The organism is Synechococcus sp. Lug-A (genome assembly GCF_024345655.1).
In the GTDB taxonomy this organism is placed as follows: domain Bacteria; phylum Cyanobacteriota; class Cyanobacteriia; order PCC-6307; family Cyanobiaceae; genus MW101C3.
In genome coordinates this window covers 55,174-68,890 of sequence record NZ_JAGQBN010000001.1, presented here as the reverse complement: position 1 = coordinate 68,890, position 13,717 = coordinate 55,174, and the positions used below count along the sequence as shown (strand labels likewise).

Annotated in this window: 11 protein-coding genes and 1 pseudogene; 4 read left to right on the top strand and 8 right to left on the bottom strand. The window is 68.7% G+C overall.

Annotated features, from left to right (window positions below):
- Nucleotides 1-27: 27 nt before the first annotated feature.
- From KBY86_RS00350 to KBY86_RS00340, 3 genes and pseudogenes are all read right to left on the bottom strand, one after another.
- Entirely contained in the window at nt 28-1,611 is a 1,584-nt protein-coding gene (locus tag KBY86_RS00350) for a cryptochrome/photolyase family protein (RefSeq protein WP_255139725.1), read from the bottom strand.
- A 155-nt stretch (nt 1,612-1,766) separates the two neighbouring features.
- Nucleotides 1,767-3,764: pseudogene (uvrC, locus tag KBY86_RS00345) on the bottom strand (excinuclease ABC subunit UvrC); the annotation flags it as partial.
- The gene (locus tag KBY86_RS00340) at nt 3,715-4,233 is read right to left on the bottom strand and encodes a flavin reductase family protein (protein ID WP_094512840.1); all 519 of its coding nucleotides are present in this window, start codon (nt 4,231-4,233) and stop codon (nt 3,715-3,717) included. The pseudogene uvrC and the gene KBY86_RS00340, both read right to left, overlap by 50 nt.
- A 130-nt stretch (nt 4,234-4,363) precedes the next feature.
- Here KBY86_RS00340 and coaD point away from each other — a divergent pair, with 130 nt between their 5' ends.
- Both coaD and KBY86_RS00330 read left to right on the top strand, forming a co-directional pair.
- Nucleotides 4,364-4,855, top strand: coding sequence for a pantetheine-phosphate adenylyltransferase (coaD, locus tag KBY86_RS00335; RefSeq protein WP_094512839.1), 492 nt, complete (start codon nt 4,364-4,366; stop codon nt 4,853-4,855).
- A gap of 1 nt (nt 4,856) precedes the next feature.
- Nucleotides 4,857-5,810, top strand: coding sequence for a hypothetical protein (locus tag KBY86_RS00330; protein ID WP_255100890.1), 954 nt, complete (start codon nt 4,857-4,859; stop codon nt 5,808-5,810).
- On the opposite strand, the gene KBY86_RS00325 is transcribed toward KBY86_RS00330, so the two are convergent.
- The 4 genes from KBY86_RS00325 to dapF form a co-directional block, all read right to left on the bottom strand.
- Nucleotides 5,785-7,056 (bottom strand): D-alanyl-D-alanine carboxypeptidase/D-alanyl-D-alanine-endopeptidase, encoded by a 1,272-nt coding sequence (locus KBY86_RS00325; protein ID WP_255139723.1) that lies wholly within the window; start codon nt 7,054-7,056, stop codon nt 5,785-5,787. The two genes, KBY86_RS00330 and KBY86_RS00325, sit on opposite strands and share 26 nt — an antisense overlap.
- A 1-nt stretch (nt 7,057) precedes the next feature.
- Entirely contained in the window at nt 7,058-7,585 is a 528-nt protein-coding gene (locus KBY86_RS00320) for a DUF4330 domain-containing protein (protein ID WP_094512836.1), read from the bottom strand.
- Between the two features lie 96 nt (nt 7,586-7,681).
- A complete protein-coding gene (locus tag KBY86_RS00315; RefSeq protein WP_255139722.1) occupies nt 7,682-8,500 on the bottom strand; it encodes a DUF1995 family protein in 819 nt (272 codons plus the stop codon).
- Between the two features lie 40 nt (nt 8,501-8,540).
- A complete protein-coding gene (dapF, locus tag KBY86_RS00310) occupies nt 8,541-9,743 on the bottom strand; it encodes a diaminopimelate epimerase (protein ID WP_255139721.1) in 1,203 nt (400 codons plus the stop codon).
- A gap of 32 nt (nt 9,744-9,775) precedes the next feature.
- Here dapF and KBY86_RS00305 point away from each other — a divergent pair, with 32 nt between their 5' ends.
- Complete coding sequence (locus KBY86_RS00305; protein WP_094512834.1) at nt 9,776-9,997, top strand: Hfq-related RNA-binding protein; 222 nt, start codon at nt 9,776-9,778, stop codon at nt 9,995-9,997.
- 177 nt (nt 9,998-10,174) lie between these two features.
- The gene (gene leuS / locus KBY86_RS00300) at nt 10,175-12,805 is read left to right on the top strand and encodes a leucine--tRNA ligase (RefSeq protein ID WP_255139887.1); all 2,631 of its coding nucleotides are present in this window, start codon (nt 10,175-10,177) and stop codon (nt 12,803-12,805) included.
- Nucleotides 12,806-12,840: 35 nt separating this feature from the next.
- Here leuS and fghA read toward each other — a convergent pair whose 3' ends face one another.
- On the bottom strand, nt 12,841-13,695 hold the full coding sequence (gene fghA / locus KBY86_RS00295; protein ID WP_255139720.1) for an S-formylglutathione hydrolase: 855 nt from the start codon (nt 13,693-13,695) through the stop codon (nt 12,841-12,843).
- Between the last annotated feature and the right edge of the window lie 22 nt (nt 13,696-13,717).

Sequence of the window (13,717 nt, the reverse complement as noted above, 5' to 3'; positions counted from 1 at the left end):
CGGCAGCGAAGGGATGGCCCGTTCAAGTTAGGCGGCACCGGTGGGGGCCGTTCCGGCCGCCCGCTCCAGGTGGGCCGCAGCGGCGACGGCGACCGCTTGCCGCTCCTCGGCAGGGAGGCGATCGAGCTGGGCGATCACCAGGGCCATGCGGGGATTGCCGCGCAGTAGAGCTTCGTGGCGATCCAGAAAATGCCAGTAGAGGGTCGTGAAGGGGCAGGCTGACGGCCCGGTCCGCTGTGCCGGGTCGAAACGACAGCCTTTGCAGTAGTTGCTCATGCGGGCGATGTAGCGGCCGCTGGCGGCGTAGGGCTTGCTGGCCAGCAGGCCGCCGTCGGCAAAGACCCCCATGCCCAGCACGTTGGTCTGCATCACCCAGTCGTGGCCGTCGATGAACAGACGGTGGAACCAGGCGGCGAGGGCCTGGGGATCGAGCCCTGCCAGCAGGCCGTAGTTGGCCAGCACCATCAGCCGCTGGATGTGATGGGCGTAGCCGGTGCGATCCAGTTCGCCGAGCACCTGATCCAGGCAGGCCATGCCGCTGCCGCCAAGCTGCTCGAACCAGAGGGGCAGGGGCCGGGTGTGGCCGAAGTGGTTGCGGCCTGCATAACCCTCGCCGAACCAGTGGTAGAGGCCGTGCATGTATTCGCGCCAGCCGAGCAGCTGCCGGATCACTCCCTCCAGGCTGGCGAGCGGCACCGGTGGCTCCACGCCGCTCGCCGCGCTCGTACCTGCCGACTCCAGCCGGCGGATCACCTCCAGCGGTTCCAGCAGGCCCAGGTTCAGGTAGGGGCTGATCAGGGCATGCCAGAGCGTGGGCTGGCCGCTGACCATGGCGTCCTGGTAGGGGCCGAAACCAGCCAGGCGGGTGGCCACGAAGTGATCAAGCACCTGCAGCGCCTGCTGGCGGGTGACCGCCCAATGGAAAGGCTCCAGCGCACCGGGTAGCGGCGCTTCCCCGGCGGCGGCCCGCTCCGCATCGAGACGCCGCACTTTCTCGATCACGGCCCGCGTGATCGCATCGGGGCTGAACAGCAGCGGGGCCGGCCCTTCCAGTCCCTGGCGCGGTGGCTTGCGGTTGTCCTTGTCGAAGTTCCACTGCTGGCCGCGCGGTTCGCCGTCCTCCATCAGCACGCCGAAGCGGCGGCGCCCCTCCCGGTAGAAGAGCTCCATGCGCAGCTGCTTGTAGCGGCCAGCCCAGGCCGCGAACGCCTCCCGGCTCCAGAGGAAGTGGTTGGAGGGCAGCCATTCGAGCTGCACGCCGGTGCGCCCGCCCAGATCAAGCCGTTCGATCGCCTGCCGGAAGGGGCGATCCGCCGGCTCCATCACGCGCAGGGTGCGGATGCCCTGCCTCTGGATCCAGTCGATCAAGGTGGTGCCGAATTCCGCCGCCTCCAACAGGTCCACCTGCCAGCCGAGCGCCTGGAGCTCGGCGCTGAAGTGCCGCATGGCGCTCCACACCAGCACCAGCTTCTGGCGGTGGTAGCGGCGGCGGGCCACCACACCACTGCTCTCGATCAGCACCACCCGCGCCTGGCCGGGGACGCTGCTGGCCAGAGCAGCTTGCTGCGCGTGCAGCTGGTCGCCCAGCACCCAGAGCCCGAGCCCCGCCATGGCTTGCCTCCTGCTCAGTGCACGAGGGCGGCGCCGGCGCCGCTGCCGATCCGGCCACCAGGCTCCTGCGCAACGCTTGGGGCTTCATGCCGCTCACAATCGGCGGCCGGCACCAGGTTGTCCGGATCGGGCCCGTCATGGTCAGCCGTGTCGTGGTCAGCCTCGGGGTGGAAGTAGCTCCAGATCTGCTGGGCCAGGGCGGGGCCCACGCCGGGCGCCGCAGCGATCTGGGCCGGGCTGGCCAGCTGGATCGCATCGATCGAGCGGAAGTGCCCCAGCAGCTCCTTCACCCGTTTGGGTCCCAGCCCGGGGATGTCGCTCAAGCGCGAACGTTTCATCCGCTCCCCCCGCTGCTGGCGGTGGAAGCTCACCGCGAAGCGGTGCGCTTCATCGCGCAGACGCCGCAGCAGCACGACGCCGAGCTGGTCGGGTTCGGTCTCCAGCGGCTGGCTGGTGCCGGGCAGGAACACTTCCTCCCGCTGCTTCGCCAGGGAGCACACCACCAGGTCTTCGTGCAGGTTCAGTTCCCGCAGCGCCTCCATCACCGCCGAGAGCTGTCCTTTGCCACCGTCGATCATCACCACATCGGGCCAGTCGTTGAGGCCGCCGGTGTGGAGTGCGGTGCCTGTGGCCTTGCGCAGTGCCACCAGATCGGCCCCCTCCGCCTTCGCCTGGGCCCAGCGACGGAAGCGGCGGCGCATGATCTCGGCCATGGCCATGAAGTCGTCGGAGTGGCCGGAGCGGATGCTGCTGCTCTGGATGCGGTACTTGCGGTAGTGCTGCTTGGCCGGCAGCCCATCCACGAACACCACCTGGGAGGCCACCGCGTCGCTGCCCTGGATGTGGCTGATGTCATAGCCCTCCACCCGACGCGGCGGCTCGGGCAGATCCAGCAGTTGGGCCAGGTCTTCGGTGGCGAGCTGGTGCTGCTCGGCGCTGCGCTGGGCCCGGCCCAGTTCAAAGGCCGCATTGCGTTCCACCAGTTCGATCAGATCGGCCTTCTGTTGCCGCTGCGGGTGCTGCAGCCGCACCTTGCGGCCCCGGCGCTCGCTCAGCCAGTCTTCCACCAGCGCCTGCTGCGGCAAGGGGTGCTGCACCAGCACCTCCGGTGGGATCTCCACCGGCTCCACCTGGCTGTAGTGCTCTTCCAGCACCCGTTGCAGGATCGCCCCGGGGCTGGCGACCGAGGCATCGGCGGTGTAGCCGAGCCGCCCCACCAGCTTGCCGGCCCGCATCTGAAACAGCTGCACGGCGGCCACGCGCGCATCGGCCGCCAGCGCCAGCACATCCCTCGACACGGAGGCATCGGGCAGGGCCATCTTCTGGTCGGCGGTGAGCTGTTCGAGCCCCTGCATCTGGTCGCGTACCCGGGCGGCCGCCTCGAAATCCTCCCGTTCGGCGTAGCGCTCCATCTGGGCGCGCAGCAGCACAAGCAGTTCGTCGCTGCGGCCCTGGAACACCATGGCCACCTTGCGCAAGGTGTGCTGGTAGGCCTCAGGGCTGATCTTTTCCTGGCAAACGCCGGGGCAGCGGCCGATCGCGTGGTTCAAGCAGGTGCGATCCCTGTAGAGAGGCTGGGGGCGCTGACGCAGCGGAAACACCCGCTTGACCAGAAACAGGGTGCGGCGCAGCAGACCCACATCCACATAGGGCCCGTAGAAGCGATCGAGCGGGCTGCGCAGCCGGCGGCGACGGGTGATGAAGATGCGCGGGTAGGCCTCGCTCCAGGTGATGCAGAGATAGGGATATTTCTTGTCGTCCTTGAGCAGCACGTTGAAGTGCGGCTGGTGGTTCTTGATCAGGTTGGATTCCAGCGCCAGCGCCTCGGCTTCGCTGTCAGTGACGATGAACTCGATCTCCGCCACCTGACGCACCATCAGGCTGATGCGGGGGCTGAGATCGTGGGAATCACGGAAGTAGCTGCGCACGCGGCTGCGCAGGCTCTTCGATTTGCCGATGTAAAGGATGCGGTCGTCGAGATCGCGCAGCAGGTAGCAGCCCGGCTCGGCCGGCAGCTCCTTCAGCCGCTGGGCCAGGCGTGCCTGATCCATCAGCAGCGGTTGCAGCGTGGCCCCCATGCCCAATGCTCCCGCGAGAGGCGGCTCAGCCGCCGTACTGCCAGCCGGTGGCGGACAGCTCCAGTGCGGCGCCATCGCGGTGCAGCTGGGCCGACTTCACTTCCGCCACGAACACGGTGTGATCACCGTGGGCCACCTGGCCCACCACCGTGCATTCCACGGCGCCGAGTGCGTCGTCGAGCACAGGCAGGCCCAGGGGCCCGAGCGTGAAGGGAGCGGCATCGAAGCGGCCACCGATGCCTTTCTGGGGCTTGAAGAACACCGCCGCCAGGTCTTTCTGCTCGGCAGAGAGCACGTTGAGCGAGAAGCGGCCCGTGCGGCTGATGATGCCGTTGCTGGTGGAATCGGCGCGCACGGCCATCACCACGAGCGGCGGATCGAACGACCCCTGGGTGACCCAGCTGGCGGTGAAGCCGTTGACGTCATCGCCCTCGGCCACGCCACAGATGAACACGCCGTGGGGGATCTTGCGCAGCAGGGTTTTCTTCGCGGCGCTGTCGAGCACGGGGGTGGCGGCGCCATCGACGTTGAGATCCACAGCCATGGCCTGGTTCCTGGAGGTGATTCCAACCTTAGGCAAGCCGGAGGGGGGGACCGCTCGCGACCGCAGCCAGCAGCAGCCTCCATAGGATCCCCCCGCCGCTCCCGCCGCCGGGCCCCTCGCCCCCGCTCCCATGAAGGCCCTCTACCCCGGCAGCTTCGATCCGATCACCCTTGGCCACCTCGACCTGATCGAGCGCAGCAGTCGCCTGTTCGAGCAGGTGCTGGTGGCGGTGCTGCAGAACCCCTCCAAACAGCCCAGCTTTTCGCTTGACCAGAGGCTGGCGCAGATCCGCCGCGCCACCGCCCATCTCAGCAATGTGGAGGTGGGCAGCTTCGACGGCCTCACCGTGGAGTTCGCGCGCCGGACGGGTACGGGAGTGATCCTGCGGGGGCTGCGGGCGATGAGCGATTTTGAGTTCGAGCTGCAGATCGCCCACACCAATCTCAGCCTGGCGCCGGAGGTGGAAACGCTGTTCCTGGCCACCGCCGTGCCCCACAGCTTCCTCAGCAGCAGCGTGGTGAAGGAGGTGGCGCGCTTCGGCGGTGAGGTGCGCCACCTGGTGCCCGGCGGAGTGGCGGAGGAACTCGCCAGGCTCTTTAATCAGACATTCCCGCCCCGATGAGATGACCGAGACTCGGATCAGCGTGCTGGAACAGCTCGAACAGCTCGAAGAGATCGTGCTGGAGGGCTCGCGCATCCCCTTCAGCGGCGGCCGGCTGGTGAACGAGCAGGACGCCATCGAGGTGTTCGACACGATTCGCGAGAAGCTCCCGGCGGAGCTGCTTCAGGCGCAGGAGCTGCTGGCTCAGCGCGACACGTTCATCGCCAAGGCGCGGCAGCAGGCCGAAGAGATCATGGTGCAGGCCCGCCGCGAGCGGGAGCAGCTGATCAATGCCGCTTCGGTGCGGCAGGAAGCGGAACAGCAGGGGGCGCAGATCCGGGAGCACACCCGCCAGCAGTGCGAGCAGATGCAGCTGGCCACCCGTCAGCAGGTGGCCCAGGCAGAGCAGGAGCACCAGACCCGTCAGGCCCAGATGGAGCAGCAGTTCGGTGCGCGCCGCCAGCAACTGGAGCAGGAGGCGATCCAGCGCCGCCAGCAGCTCGACGCCGAGTACACCGAGCTCAAGCGTCAGCTGGGCGACCAGCATGAACGCAGTCGTCAGCAGAGCCTGCAGGAGATCGAGCAGATCCGCCAGGAAGGCTTGCGCATTCAGCGCGAGAGCCAGGCGGAGGCCGAACGCCTGCACAGCGACGCCCTGCAGTTCCGCCAGCAGACCCAGCAGCAGTGCGAACAGCTGATCACCCGCACGCGGCAGGAGGCGGGAGCGGTGCAGGAAGGCGCCAACCGTTATGCCGAGCAGGTGCTGACGGAGCTGGAAACGCGGCTCGGTGAACTCAACAAGGTGGTGCATGCAGGGCGGCGTGAGCTGGGGCGGCTGCAGACCAGCGAGACCCCTCCGGCCAGTGATCGTGCCGTCCTCCAACCCGCCGCTGAGGCTGAAGCCAAGGAGGCTCCCCTCACCAGCCGCGCCCGCCGCGCCGCCTCACGCCTCAGGCAGGTGGCTGGCAGAGGCTGACGATCTGCACGTCGCGGAGCACCCGGCCGATCGTGGTGTTCGGTGAACCGGCTCCATTGGAGATCAGGCTCACGTAGCGGGGGCCATCCGTGGTGTCGAGCACGCCGCTGATCGAACGCACGCCGGTGAGCGTCCCGGTTTTGGCGTGCAGCCGTCCGTCGAGGCTGGTGCCCTTGTAGAGGTTGCGCAGGGTGCCGCGCCGCCCGGCCACGGCCATCGAGGCGATGTAGTTGGAGCCGAAGGGGTGCTGGGCCATGCGCAGAAGCAGGCCGGCGAGCAGGCGGGACGTTAGCCGGTCGCCGCGGTCGAGGCCGCTGCCGCCCATCACCACCACACCTTCGGTGGGCAACCCCTGGGCCCGCAGCCACTGCAGGGCAGCCTGCCGGCTCTGGGGCAGCGACCAGGTGCCGCTTGCCTGCCGCATCAACACCTCAGCGGTGAAGTTGTGGCTTTCGGAATTCGCCAGGCTGAGCAGGTTGTGCATCGGTGCTGAGGGTTCCTCGTGCAGCAGCACGGATCCTTCCGGCAGCGGCGCAAGGGACGACACCATGGCCAGCTGCACGTTCCGCCCTCCCTGGCTGGTCAGTGTGCGTGTGAGCAGGCGCTGCAGACGACCGGGTGGATTGGCCACAGCCATGTCGATCGCGTTGCTGGTGATGGCCAGCCGGGTGATCGGCGCCCCATAGGCGTAGGCGCGATCCTCCGGATGCCAGCCCTGGGGCCACCAGGCCTGGGGCGGTTCTTCGGCCAGCTCCAGGCGCACGTTGGCACCCGGCAGGCCTGGCCCACCTCCTGAACCAAGCGCCAGCTGGGCGAAGCGCTGCAGCTGGGGCAGATCGAGATCGGGATCCCCCTCGCCTGTGAGGCGCAGGGTGCCATCAGGCAGACGCCAGAGCCGGGTGGTGAGGCGGTAGTCGGGGCCCAGCCGGTCGAGGGCGAAGGCGGAACTGACCAGCTTCTGGTTCGAGGCCGGCACGCGTGGACGCAGGCCGTTCACATCGGCCAGCAGCCGGCCGTTGCCATCGGCCACGGTGACACTCCACACACCGATTTCGGGGCCGAGGTGGGCGCGCACCCGTTGCTGCAGGGCCGGGCAGCTGACCTGGTTCTGCAACTGGGGCAACCCGACGGCCGGCGGCGCCGCCGGCAGGCTCGCCATCGGCATGGCCATGGCCGGAGCGCAGGTGGCCAGCGCCAGCCCGAGGCTGAGGCCGAGGCGGCTGAGCTTCTGAGCGGAACGTGTCATGTCAGCTGACTCCGAGTTTCAGACCCGACACCGTGCCGCCGATGCGGAAGTCACGGCCTTCAAGCTCCACAGGGGCGCCGATCTTGAGGTTCTGGTTGCCGAACACCACGCCACCGCTGGTCTTGCGCCCTTTGCCCTCAAGGACGAAGCGGGCATCAAGCGAACCGAACACGGCCTGGTTGGGGTCGATGGCGGTCACCACCCGTCCGTCGGGCTGGACCGCCACGAGGCGGCGCTGCAGCGGCACCAGCTCCTGCAGCTTCACCGTGCCGTGGGGTTGGTTGCGGATCACGATGCTCACCTCCCCGTCGTTGCGGATCGAGCGGATCAGGGCCTGGGGATCCGCCACCGAGGCTCCTCGCACATCCACCATCACCGTGACCGGCTGCATGGCGCCGGTGGCTTCCGCCACCGCACCGCTGAGCTTCGGGCTCCAGATCACCCCGGCCAGGGCCATCAGCACGGCGGCGGCTGCTCCGACGTCCACCAGACTCCAGGAGCGGCGGGTGGTTTGGGGCTCGGCGGCCATGGCGCAACGTTCAGACACGCAAGCTTAAGGAGCCTGACCAGGTGCCACCAGGGGGGTGGAGCTCCTGAATTCGCACATCGGTGCGGCCGCAGGCCGTCAGTTCCTCAGACTGCCGAGGAAGCGATCGAGGGCCTGCAAACCGCCCGCCACTGTGGCCGCCTGTCCGGGGCTGAGCGTTTCCGCCACCTGCTCCGCATCGGGCTTCTGCTCGAAGGTCTCCACCAGGCGGTGGCCATCGGGGTCGTTGCGGTAGAGCTCCCACGGGCCGGGGAAGCAGCGGCGCAGGGCGCCCTCGGGCAGGGGTAGCAGGGCATAGGCACTGCGCCAGGTGGAGAGGAAGCCTCGCCGCCGCTCCCGCGCCACGCTGCCGATCCCAACGGCCGCATCCTCGAGGCTGCCGTTGAGCAGCACCACGCCGCCGCGATGGTTCAGGCAGAGGCGCTCGACCGCGTCGTAGTCCGACGGGCCTGGCGCCACCAGCAGCAGCAGGGTGTCGCCAGGGGCGGCATCGCTCTGTGCGTCGCCGGCAGGGCCCTGAGGGGCGCTGGAATCCCCAGCCTCTGCGCTGGCGACGTCTGAATCCAAAGGCTCTGCTGCAGCCCCAGCTCCAGCAGCAGCCACAGGATCAGCGGCGGCGGCGTTCAACCGCTCCTGGTCCTTCAGGCTGCCGGTGCGGGCGGCAAGATCAGGGGCGTCGCGCTGGGCCAGGGCAGTGGCACCCGCATCGGGGAACACCAGGCGGAACTGCCGTTCCTGCGCCTGCAGGGCCTGGCCGAGCCGCAGCACCAGTGGCAGCAGACGCAACCCTTCAAAGCGGAACTCCAGGGTCCAGCGGCCGTTGGCGCTCTCCGCCAGGGCGGCGTTCAAGCCCTCCATGGCCTGGGCTTCGGCGCTGAGCAGATCGGGAGGAAGCACGCTGAATCGGTGGCGGGCGCGCCGACCCTACTCAGGCTGCTCAGCCCTCCCGTTCCAGCCGTTGTCGCGTGCGCGCCTCCAGGGAGTTGCTGGCCAGGGTCACCAGATCATCAAGCGAGCGGCTGTTGAGCAAGGCTTCCACCCGGGCCCGTGCCGCCGCATTCGGGCAGTCGTCTGGTCGCTGACAGCCCCTGGTGCATTCCACCGCGCAGTTGATGGCTGGATCGGCAGGGGCCTCCTCGTTCAGATCCGTTGCTGTGCCCAAAGGGCTGGTGCCGGCAACGCCCGCGAGGCCGCCGCTCGGCGCGGAGGGGGCAGTGCCTTCGAGGCCATCGCTCTCCTCTGCCCGCTCAGCAGCTGCGGGGGCATCGGGCGGCAGCTCACCAAACAGCTCCGGCGCCAGCACCCCGTCGAACACGGGCTCTGCCGGCCCGCTCATGAACAGGTGGTCCGAGCTGGTGTCCCAGTCGATCCAGAGGGTGCCGCCGGGCAGATCGACGCGGGCCGAGCGTTCGCACAGGCCGAGGCGATGACTGGCCACGAGGGTGGCGCAGGCGCCCGTGCCGCAGGCGAGGGTGGGCCCGGCCCCCCGCTCCCAGACCCGCATCACCAGATGGCTGGGGCTGATCGCTTCCACGAAGTGCACGTTGGTGCGGGCGGGGAAGGCCGGGTGGCACTCCAGCAGCGGGCCGAGCCGTTCCAGATCCACCGCTGCCACCGCCTCCACCGGCAGCACCACGTGCGGGTTGCCCATGCCGGCGGCGGCCACCGCGAAGCTCTCGCCCGCCACGCTCAGTTCCCCCTGGGGCAGGCCGGCCGAACCGATCGCCAGGGTGGTGGGCACCTGCTCAGGCACCAGGAACGGCGTGCCCATGTCGACGCGCACGGAGCCATCGGCCAGCAGCTCCGGCACGATCAGGCCGGCCAGGGTTTCCACCACCCAGCGGCGGCCCGGTGCATCGCCGTCGCTGTCGGCCAGGAAGCGGGCCAGGCAACGGATGCCATTGCCGCACATCTCAGGCTCGGTGCCGTCCGCGTTGAAGATGCGCATGCGCAGTTCTCCATCGTTCTCGGGGGGGAGCGCCAGGATCACCCCGTCGCCGCCCACACCGAAGCGGCGGTCGCAGAGCAGGCTCACCCGTTCTGGGGTGAGATCAAAACAGAAATCAACGGTGGTGGCGTTGCGACCGTCGAGCAACAGAAAATCGTTGCCCAATCCCTGATACTTGCTGAACGCCAGCATCCCGTTCTCCCAGCAGGCCTGGGTCCGATCTTATGGAGATCACCGCCCTTGATTCGAGCCTCCCAGGCGTACGCCAGCTGCAGCACTGGATCCGGGGCCGCAACCAGCTGGAACTGCTGCTGGTGGATTCCGTGCAGGTCACCGGCTCGTTGCTCTGGCAAGACCCCGAATTCCTGGCTTTGCGCGGTGAACACGAGGGCGACCCGGTTCTGATCAATCGCCGCATGGTGGTGTCGATCCGCTCCACGCCCTGAGCCGGGGGCGCCGGAAACGGCTGTGGCACGATCGGGCGTGAGAGTGAACGGCTGATCCCTGCGGCCGCCGCCAAGTCCGTCGTGCCCGAGAAGCTCGTGTCCGAGAAGGTCATCGCCGAGACCGGCCCCACCGATACGTCCCCTTTAGCCGAGAGCGGCCGCGCCACCGCTCCAGAGGTGGGTCGCTACCAGCCCGCGGCGATCGAGAGCCGCTGGCAGGCCCGCTGGCAGGCCGAGGGGCTGGATGCCACGCCAGAACCCGGCCCGTCGTCTGCCGACGCCCCCACGGCGACGGAACAGACCTTCTACGCCCTTTCGATGTTCCCCTACCCCTCGGGGAATCTGCACATGGGCCATGTGCGCAACTACGTCATCACCGATGTGATCGCCCGCGTGCAGCGCCAGCGGGGGCGCAGGGTGCTGCATCCGATGGGCTGGGATGCCTTCGGTCTGCCGGCTGAGAACGCCGCGATCGAACGGGGCATCGACCCCGGTGACTGGACCGATCGCAACATCGCCCAGATGCGTCAGCAGTTGCAGCGCCTCGGTCTGTCGATCGACTGGAGCCGTGAGCTGGCCACCTGCCACACCGACTACTACCGCTGGACCCAGTGGTTGTTCCTCCAGTTTCTAGATGCCGGCCTGGCCTACCGCAAGGAGGCCACCGTCAACTGGGATCCGGTCGATCAGACCGTGCTCGCCAATGAGCAGGTGGATGGGGACGGCCGCTCCTGGCGATCCGGCGCGCGGGTGGAAAGGCGGCAATTGCGGCAGTGGTTCCTGCGCATCACCGCCTACGCCGATGCCCTGCTCGACGACCTGCCCCAGCTGCAGGGCTGGCCGGAGCGGGTGCGCACGATGCAGGCCAACTGGATCGGCCGCTCGGTGGGGGCAGAGCTGGAGTTTCCCGTGCTGGCGCCGGACGGCACCACCCAGGACACCACCATCACCGTGTTCACCACCCGTCCGGACACGGTCTACGGGGTGAGCTATCTGGTGCTGGCGCCCGAGCATCCGCTGGTGGCCACGCTCACCGCGCCCGAGCAGGAGGACGCGGTGCGTGTGTTCTGCGAGCGGGTGGGGCTGCAGAGCGAGCAAGAGCGGCTGGCCGACGACCGGCCCAAGCGGGGCGTGCCGCTCGGCCGTTCGGTGCGCCACCCGTTCACGGGGGAGGCGATTCCGCTCTGGATCGCCGATTACGTGCTGGCCGATTACGGCACCGGTGCCGTGATGGGCGTACCGGCCCACGACCCGCGTGATTTCGTCTTCGCCCGCCAGTACGAACTTCCCGTGCGGCGGGTGATCGTGCCGGAGGGAGCCGATGAACACGACTGGGACGGCACCGCCTGGACCGAGCCCGGTGTGCTGATCCATTCCGGGCCGTTCGACGGGCAGCCCTCGGGGCAGGCGAAGGCCGCGATCGTGGCCCATGCGGAAGCACAGGGCTGGGGCCGCGCCCGGGTGCAGTTCCGCCTGCGCGACTGGCTGATCTCCCGTCAGCGCTACTGGGGCTGCCCGATTCCGGTGGTGCACTGCGACCATTGCGGCGTGGTGCCGGTGCCGGCCGAGCAGTTGCCGGTGGAGCTGCCCCGCGGTGTCGCCTTCAGTGGCAAGGGAGCCTCACCGCTCGCCCAGCTGCACGACTGGGTCAACGTGCCCTGCCCCAGCTGCGGCCGCCCTGCCCGGCGCGAAACCGACACGATGGACACCTTCATGTGTTCCTCGTGGTATTACCTCCGCTTCAGTGATCCTCACAACGAATCACTACCGTTCGCCAAGGCGACCGCCGATCAGTGGCTGCCGGTGAACCAGTACGTGGGCGGGATCGAGCACGCGATCCTGCATCTTCTCTATTCCCGATTCTTTACCAAAGTGCTGCGCGACCGCGGCCTGCTCAGCTTCGATGAACCCTTCCAGCGCCTGCTCACCCAGGGCATGGTGCAGAGCCTCACCTATAAGAATCCGCACACCGGCAAATACATTGCTCCGGCCGATGTGGCCGATGCCAATGATCCCCGCGATCCGATCAATGGCGATCGGCTGGAGGTGTTCTTCGAGAAGATGTCGAAGTCGAAGCACAACGGCGTGGATCCCGCGGCCGTGATCGATCGCTACGGCGCCGACACCGCCCGCATGTTCATCCTGTTCAAAGCCCCGCCGGAAAAGGATCTGGAATGGGATGACGCCGACGTGGAGGGCCAGTTCCGTTTCCTGCAGCGGGTGTGGCGGCAGGTTCAGGGCGCCCGCAGCCGTGGCGTGTCGATGGCGGCCACGGTCACTGCCAGCGCCGATCCTGGCGCCGAGGCTGATGCGTCCGAGAGCGACCGGGAGCTGCGCCGTTGCGTGCATGCGGCGATCGCTGCGATCAGCGATGACCTGGCCGACGGGCGCTATCAGTTCAACACCGCCGTGTCGGAGCTGATGAAGCTCAGCAATGCCATGGGCACTCACCTGGAGGCTGTCTCGGCACCGGTGGCCGAGGAGGCGGTGCGCACCCTGCTGGTGCTGCTCGCGCCCTTCGCCCCTCACCTGGCCGCGGAGCTGTGGGAGCAGCTGGGCGGGGCCGGCAGCGTGCACCGGCAGGGTTGGCCCGAGCTGGATCCCGCTGCCCTGGTGCAGGACACCATCGCCCTGGTGATCCAGGTGAAAGGCAAGGTGCGGGGCAGCCTCGATGTGCCCGCCGATGCCGATGCCGCCACCCTCGAGCGCCTGGCCCTCGACAGCGACATCGCCCGTAAGTGGCTGGACGGCCAACCGCCACGCCGCGTGATCGTGGTGCCCGGCAAGCTCGTGAACCTGGTGCCCTGAACCTTGCTCCCCTGCGCCCTTGCCCCATGGCCGGTTCAGGCCAGCAGGGCGGTGGCGTGGTGGCGCAGGTGGTCGTCGATGAAGCTGGCGATGAAGAAGTAGCTGTGGTCGTAGCCGGGCTGTAGCCGCAGCTCCAGTGGGTGGCCGGCGGCGGCAGCGGCGCTGCGCAGTTGATCGGGCTTCAGCTGCTGGTCGAGGAACGGGTCGGCGCTGCCCTGATCCACCAGCAGCCGCAAGCGCTCGCTGGCCTGGGCAATCAGGCTGCAGGCCTCCCAGGTGGCCCAGCTGCCACGCTCAGGGCCCAGGTAGCGGCTGAAGGCTTTCTCCCCCCAGGGGCAGCTGCTGGGCTGGGCGATCGGCGCGAACGCCGACACCGAGCGATAGCGGCCCGGGTTGCGCAGGGCACAGATCAGGGCCCCGTGGCCGCCCATCGAGTGGCCGCTCACCCCGCGCCGCTCGTTGAGCGGCAGGGCGCTCTCCAGCAGGGCGGGCAGTTCTGCCACCACGTAGTCGTGCATGCGGTAATGGGTGGCCCAGGGGGCTTCGCTGGCATTCAGGTAGAAGCCTGCCCCCAGGCCGAAATCCCAGGCGCCGTCGGGGTCATCGGGCACGCCCTCCCCCCGGGGGCTGGTGTCCGGGGCCACCAGGGCCAGGCCAAGGGCGGCTGCCAGCCGCTGCGCGCCCGCCTTCTGCACCATGGTCTCGTCGGTGCAGGTGAGCCCCGAGAGCCAGTAGAGGGCCGGCACCCGGGCGCCGGCGAGCGCCTGCGGGGGCAGAAACACCGACACATGCATGCTGCACCCCAGCACGCTGGAGCGATGGCGGTAGCGGCGTTGTGCGCCACCGAAGCACCGGCTTTCACTGATGGCTTCGAGAAGGGAGTCGCTCATGGACGAAAACGCCGCAGAAGGG

Coding starts and splice junctions, on each gene's coding strand:
- KBY86_RS00340 (WP_094512840.1), bottom strand. CDS start 4,233: ATGGCTGTGGATCTCAACGTCGATGGCGCCGCCACCCCCGTGCTCGAC.
- KBY86_RS00305 (WP_094512834.1), top strand. CDS start 9,776: ATGGAGATCACCGCCCTTGATTCGAGCCTCCCAGGCGTACGCCAGCTG.
- KBY86_RS00330 (WP_255100890.1), top strand. CDS start 4,857: ATGACCGAGACTCGGATCAGCGTGCTGGAACAGCTCGAACAGCTCGAA.
- KBY86_RS00350 (WP_255139725.1), bottom strand. CDS start 1,611: ATGGCGGGGCTCGGGCTCTGGGTGCTGGGCGACCAGCTGCACGCGCAG.
- coaD (WP_094512839.1), top strand. CDS start 4,364: ATGAAGGCCCTCTACCCCGGCAGCTTCGATCCGATCACCCTTGGCCAC.
- KBY86_RS00325 (WP_255139723.1), bottom strand. CDS start 7,056: ATGACACGTTCCGCTCAGAAGCTCAGCCGCCTCGGCCTCAGCCTCGGG.
- KBY86_RS00320 (WP_094512836.1), bottom strand. CDS start 7,585: ATGGCCGCCGAGCCCCAAACCACCCGCCGCTCCTGGAGTCTGGTGGAC.
- fghA (WP_255139720.1), bottom strand. CDS start 13,695: ATGAGCGACTCCCTTCTCGAAGCCATCAGTGAAAGCCGGTGCTTCGGT.
- dapF (WP_255139721.1), bottom strand. CDS start 9,743: ATGCTGGCGTTCAGCAAGTATCAGGGATTGGGCAACGATTTTCTGTTG.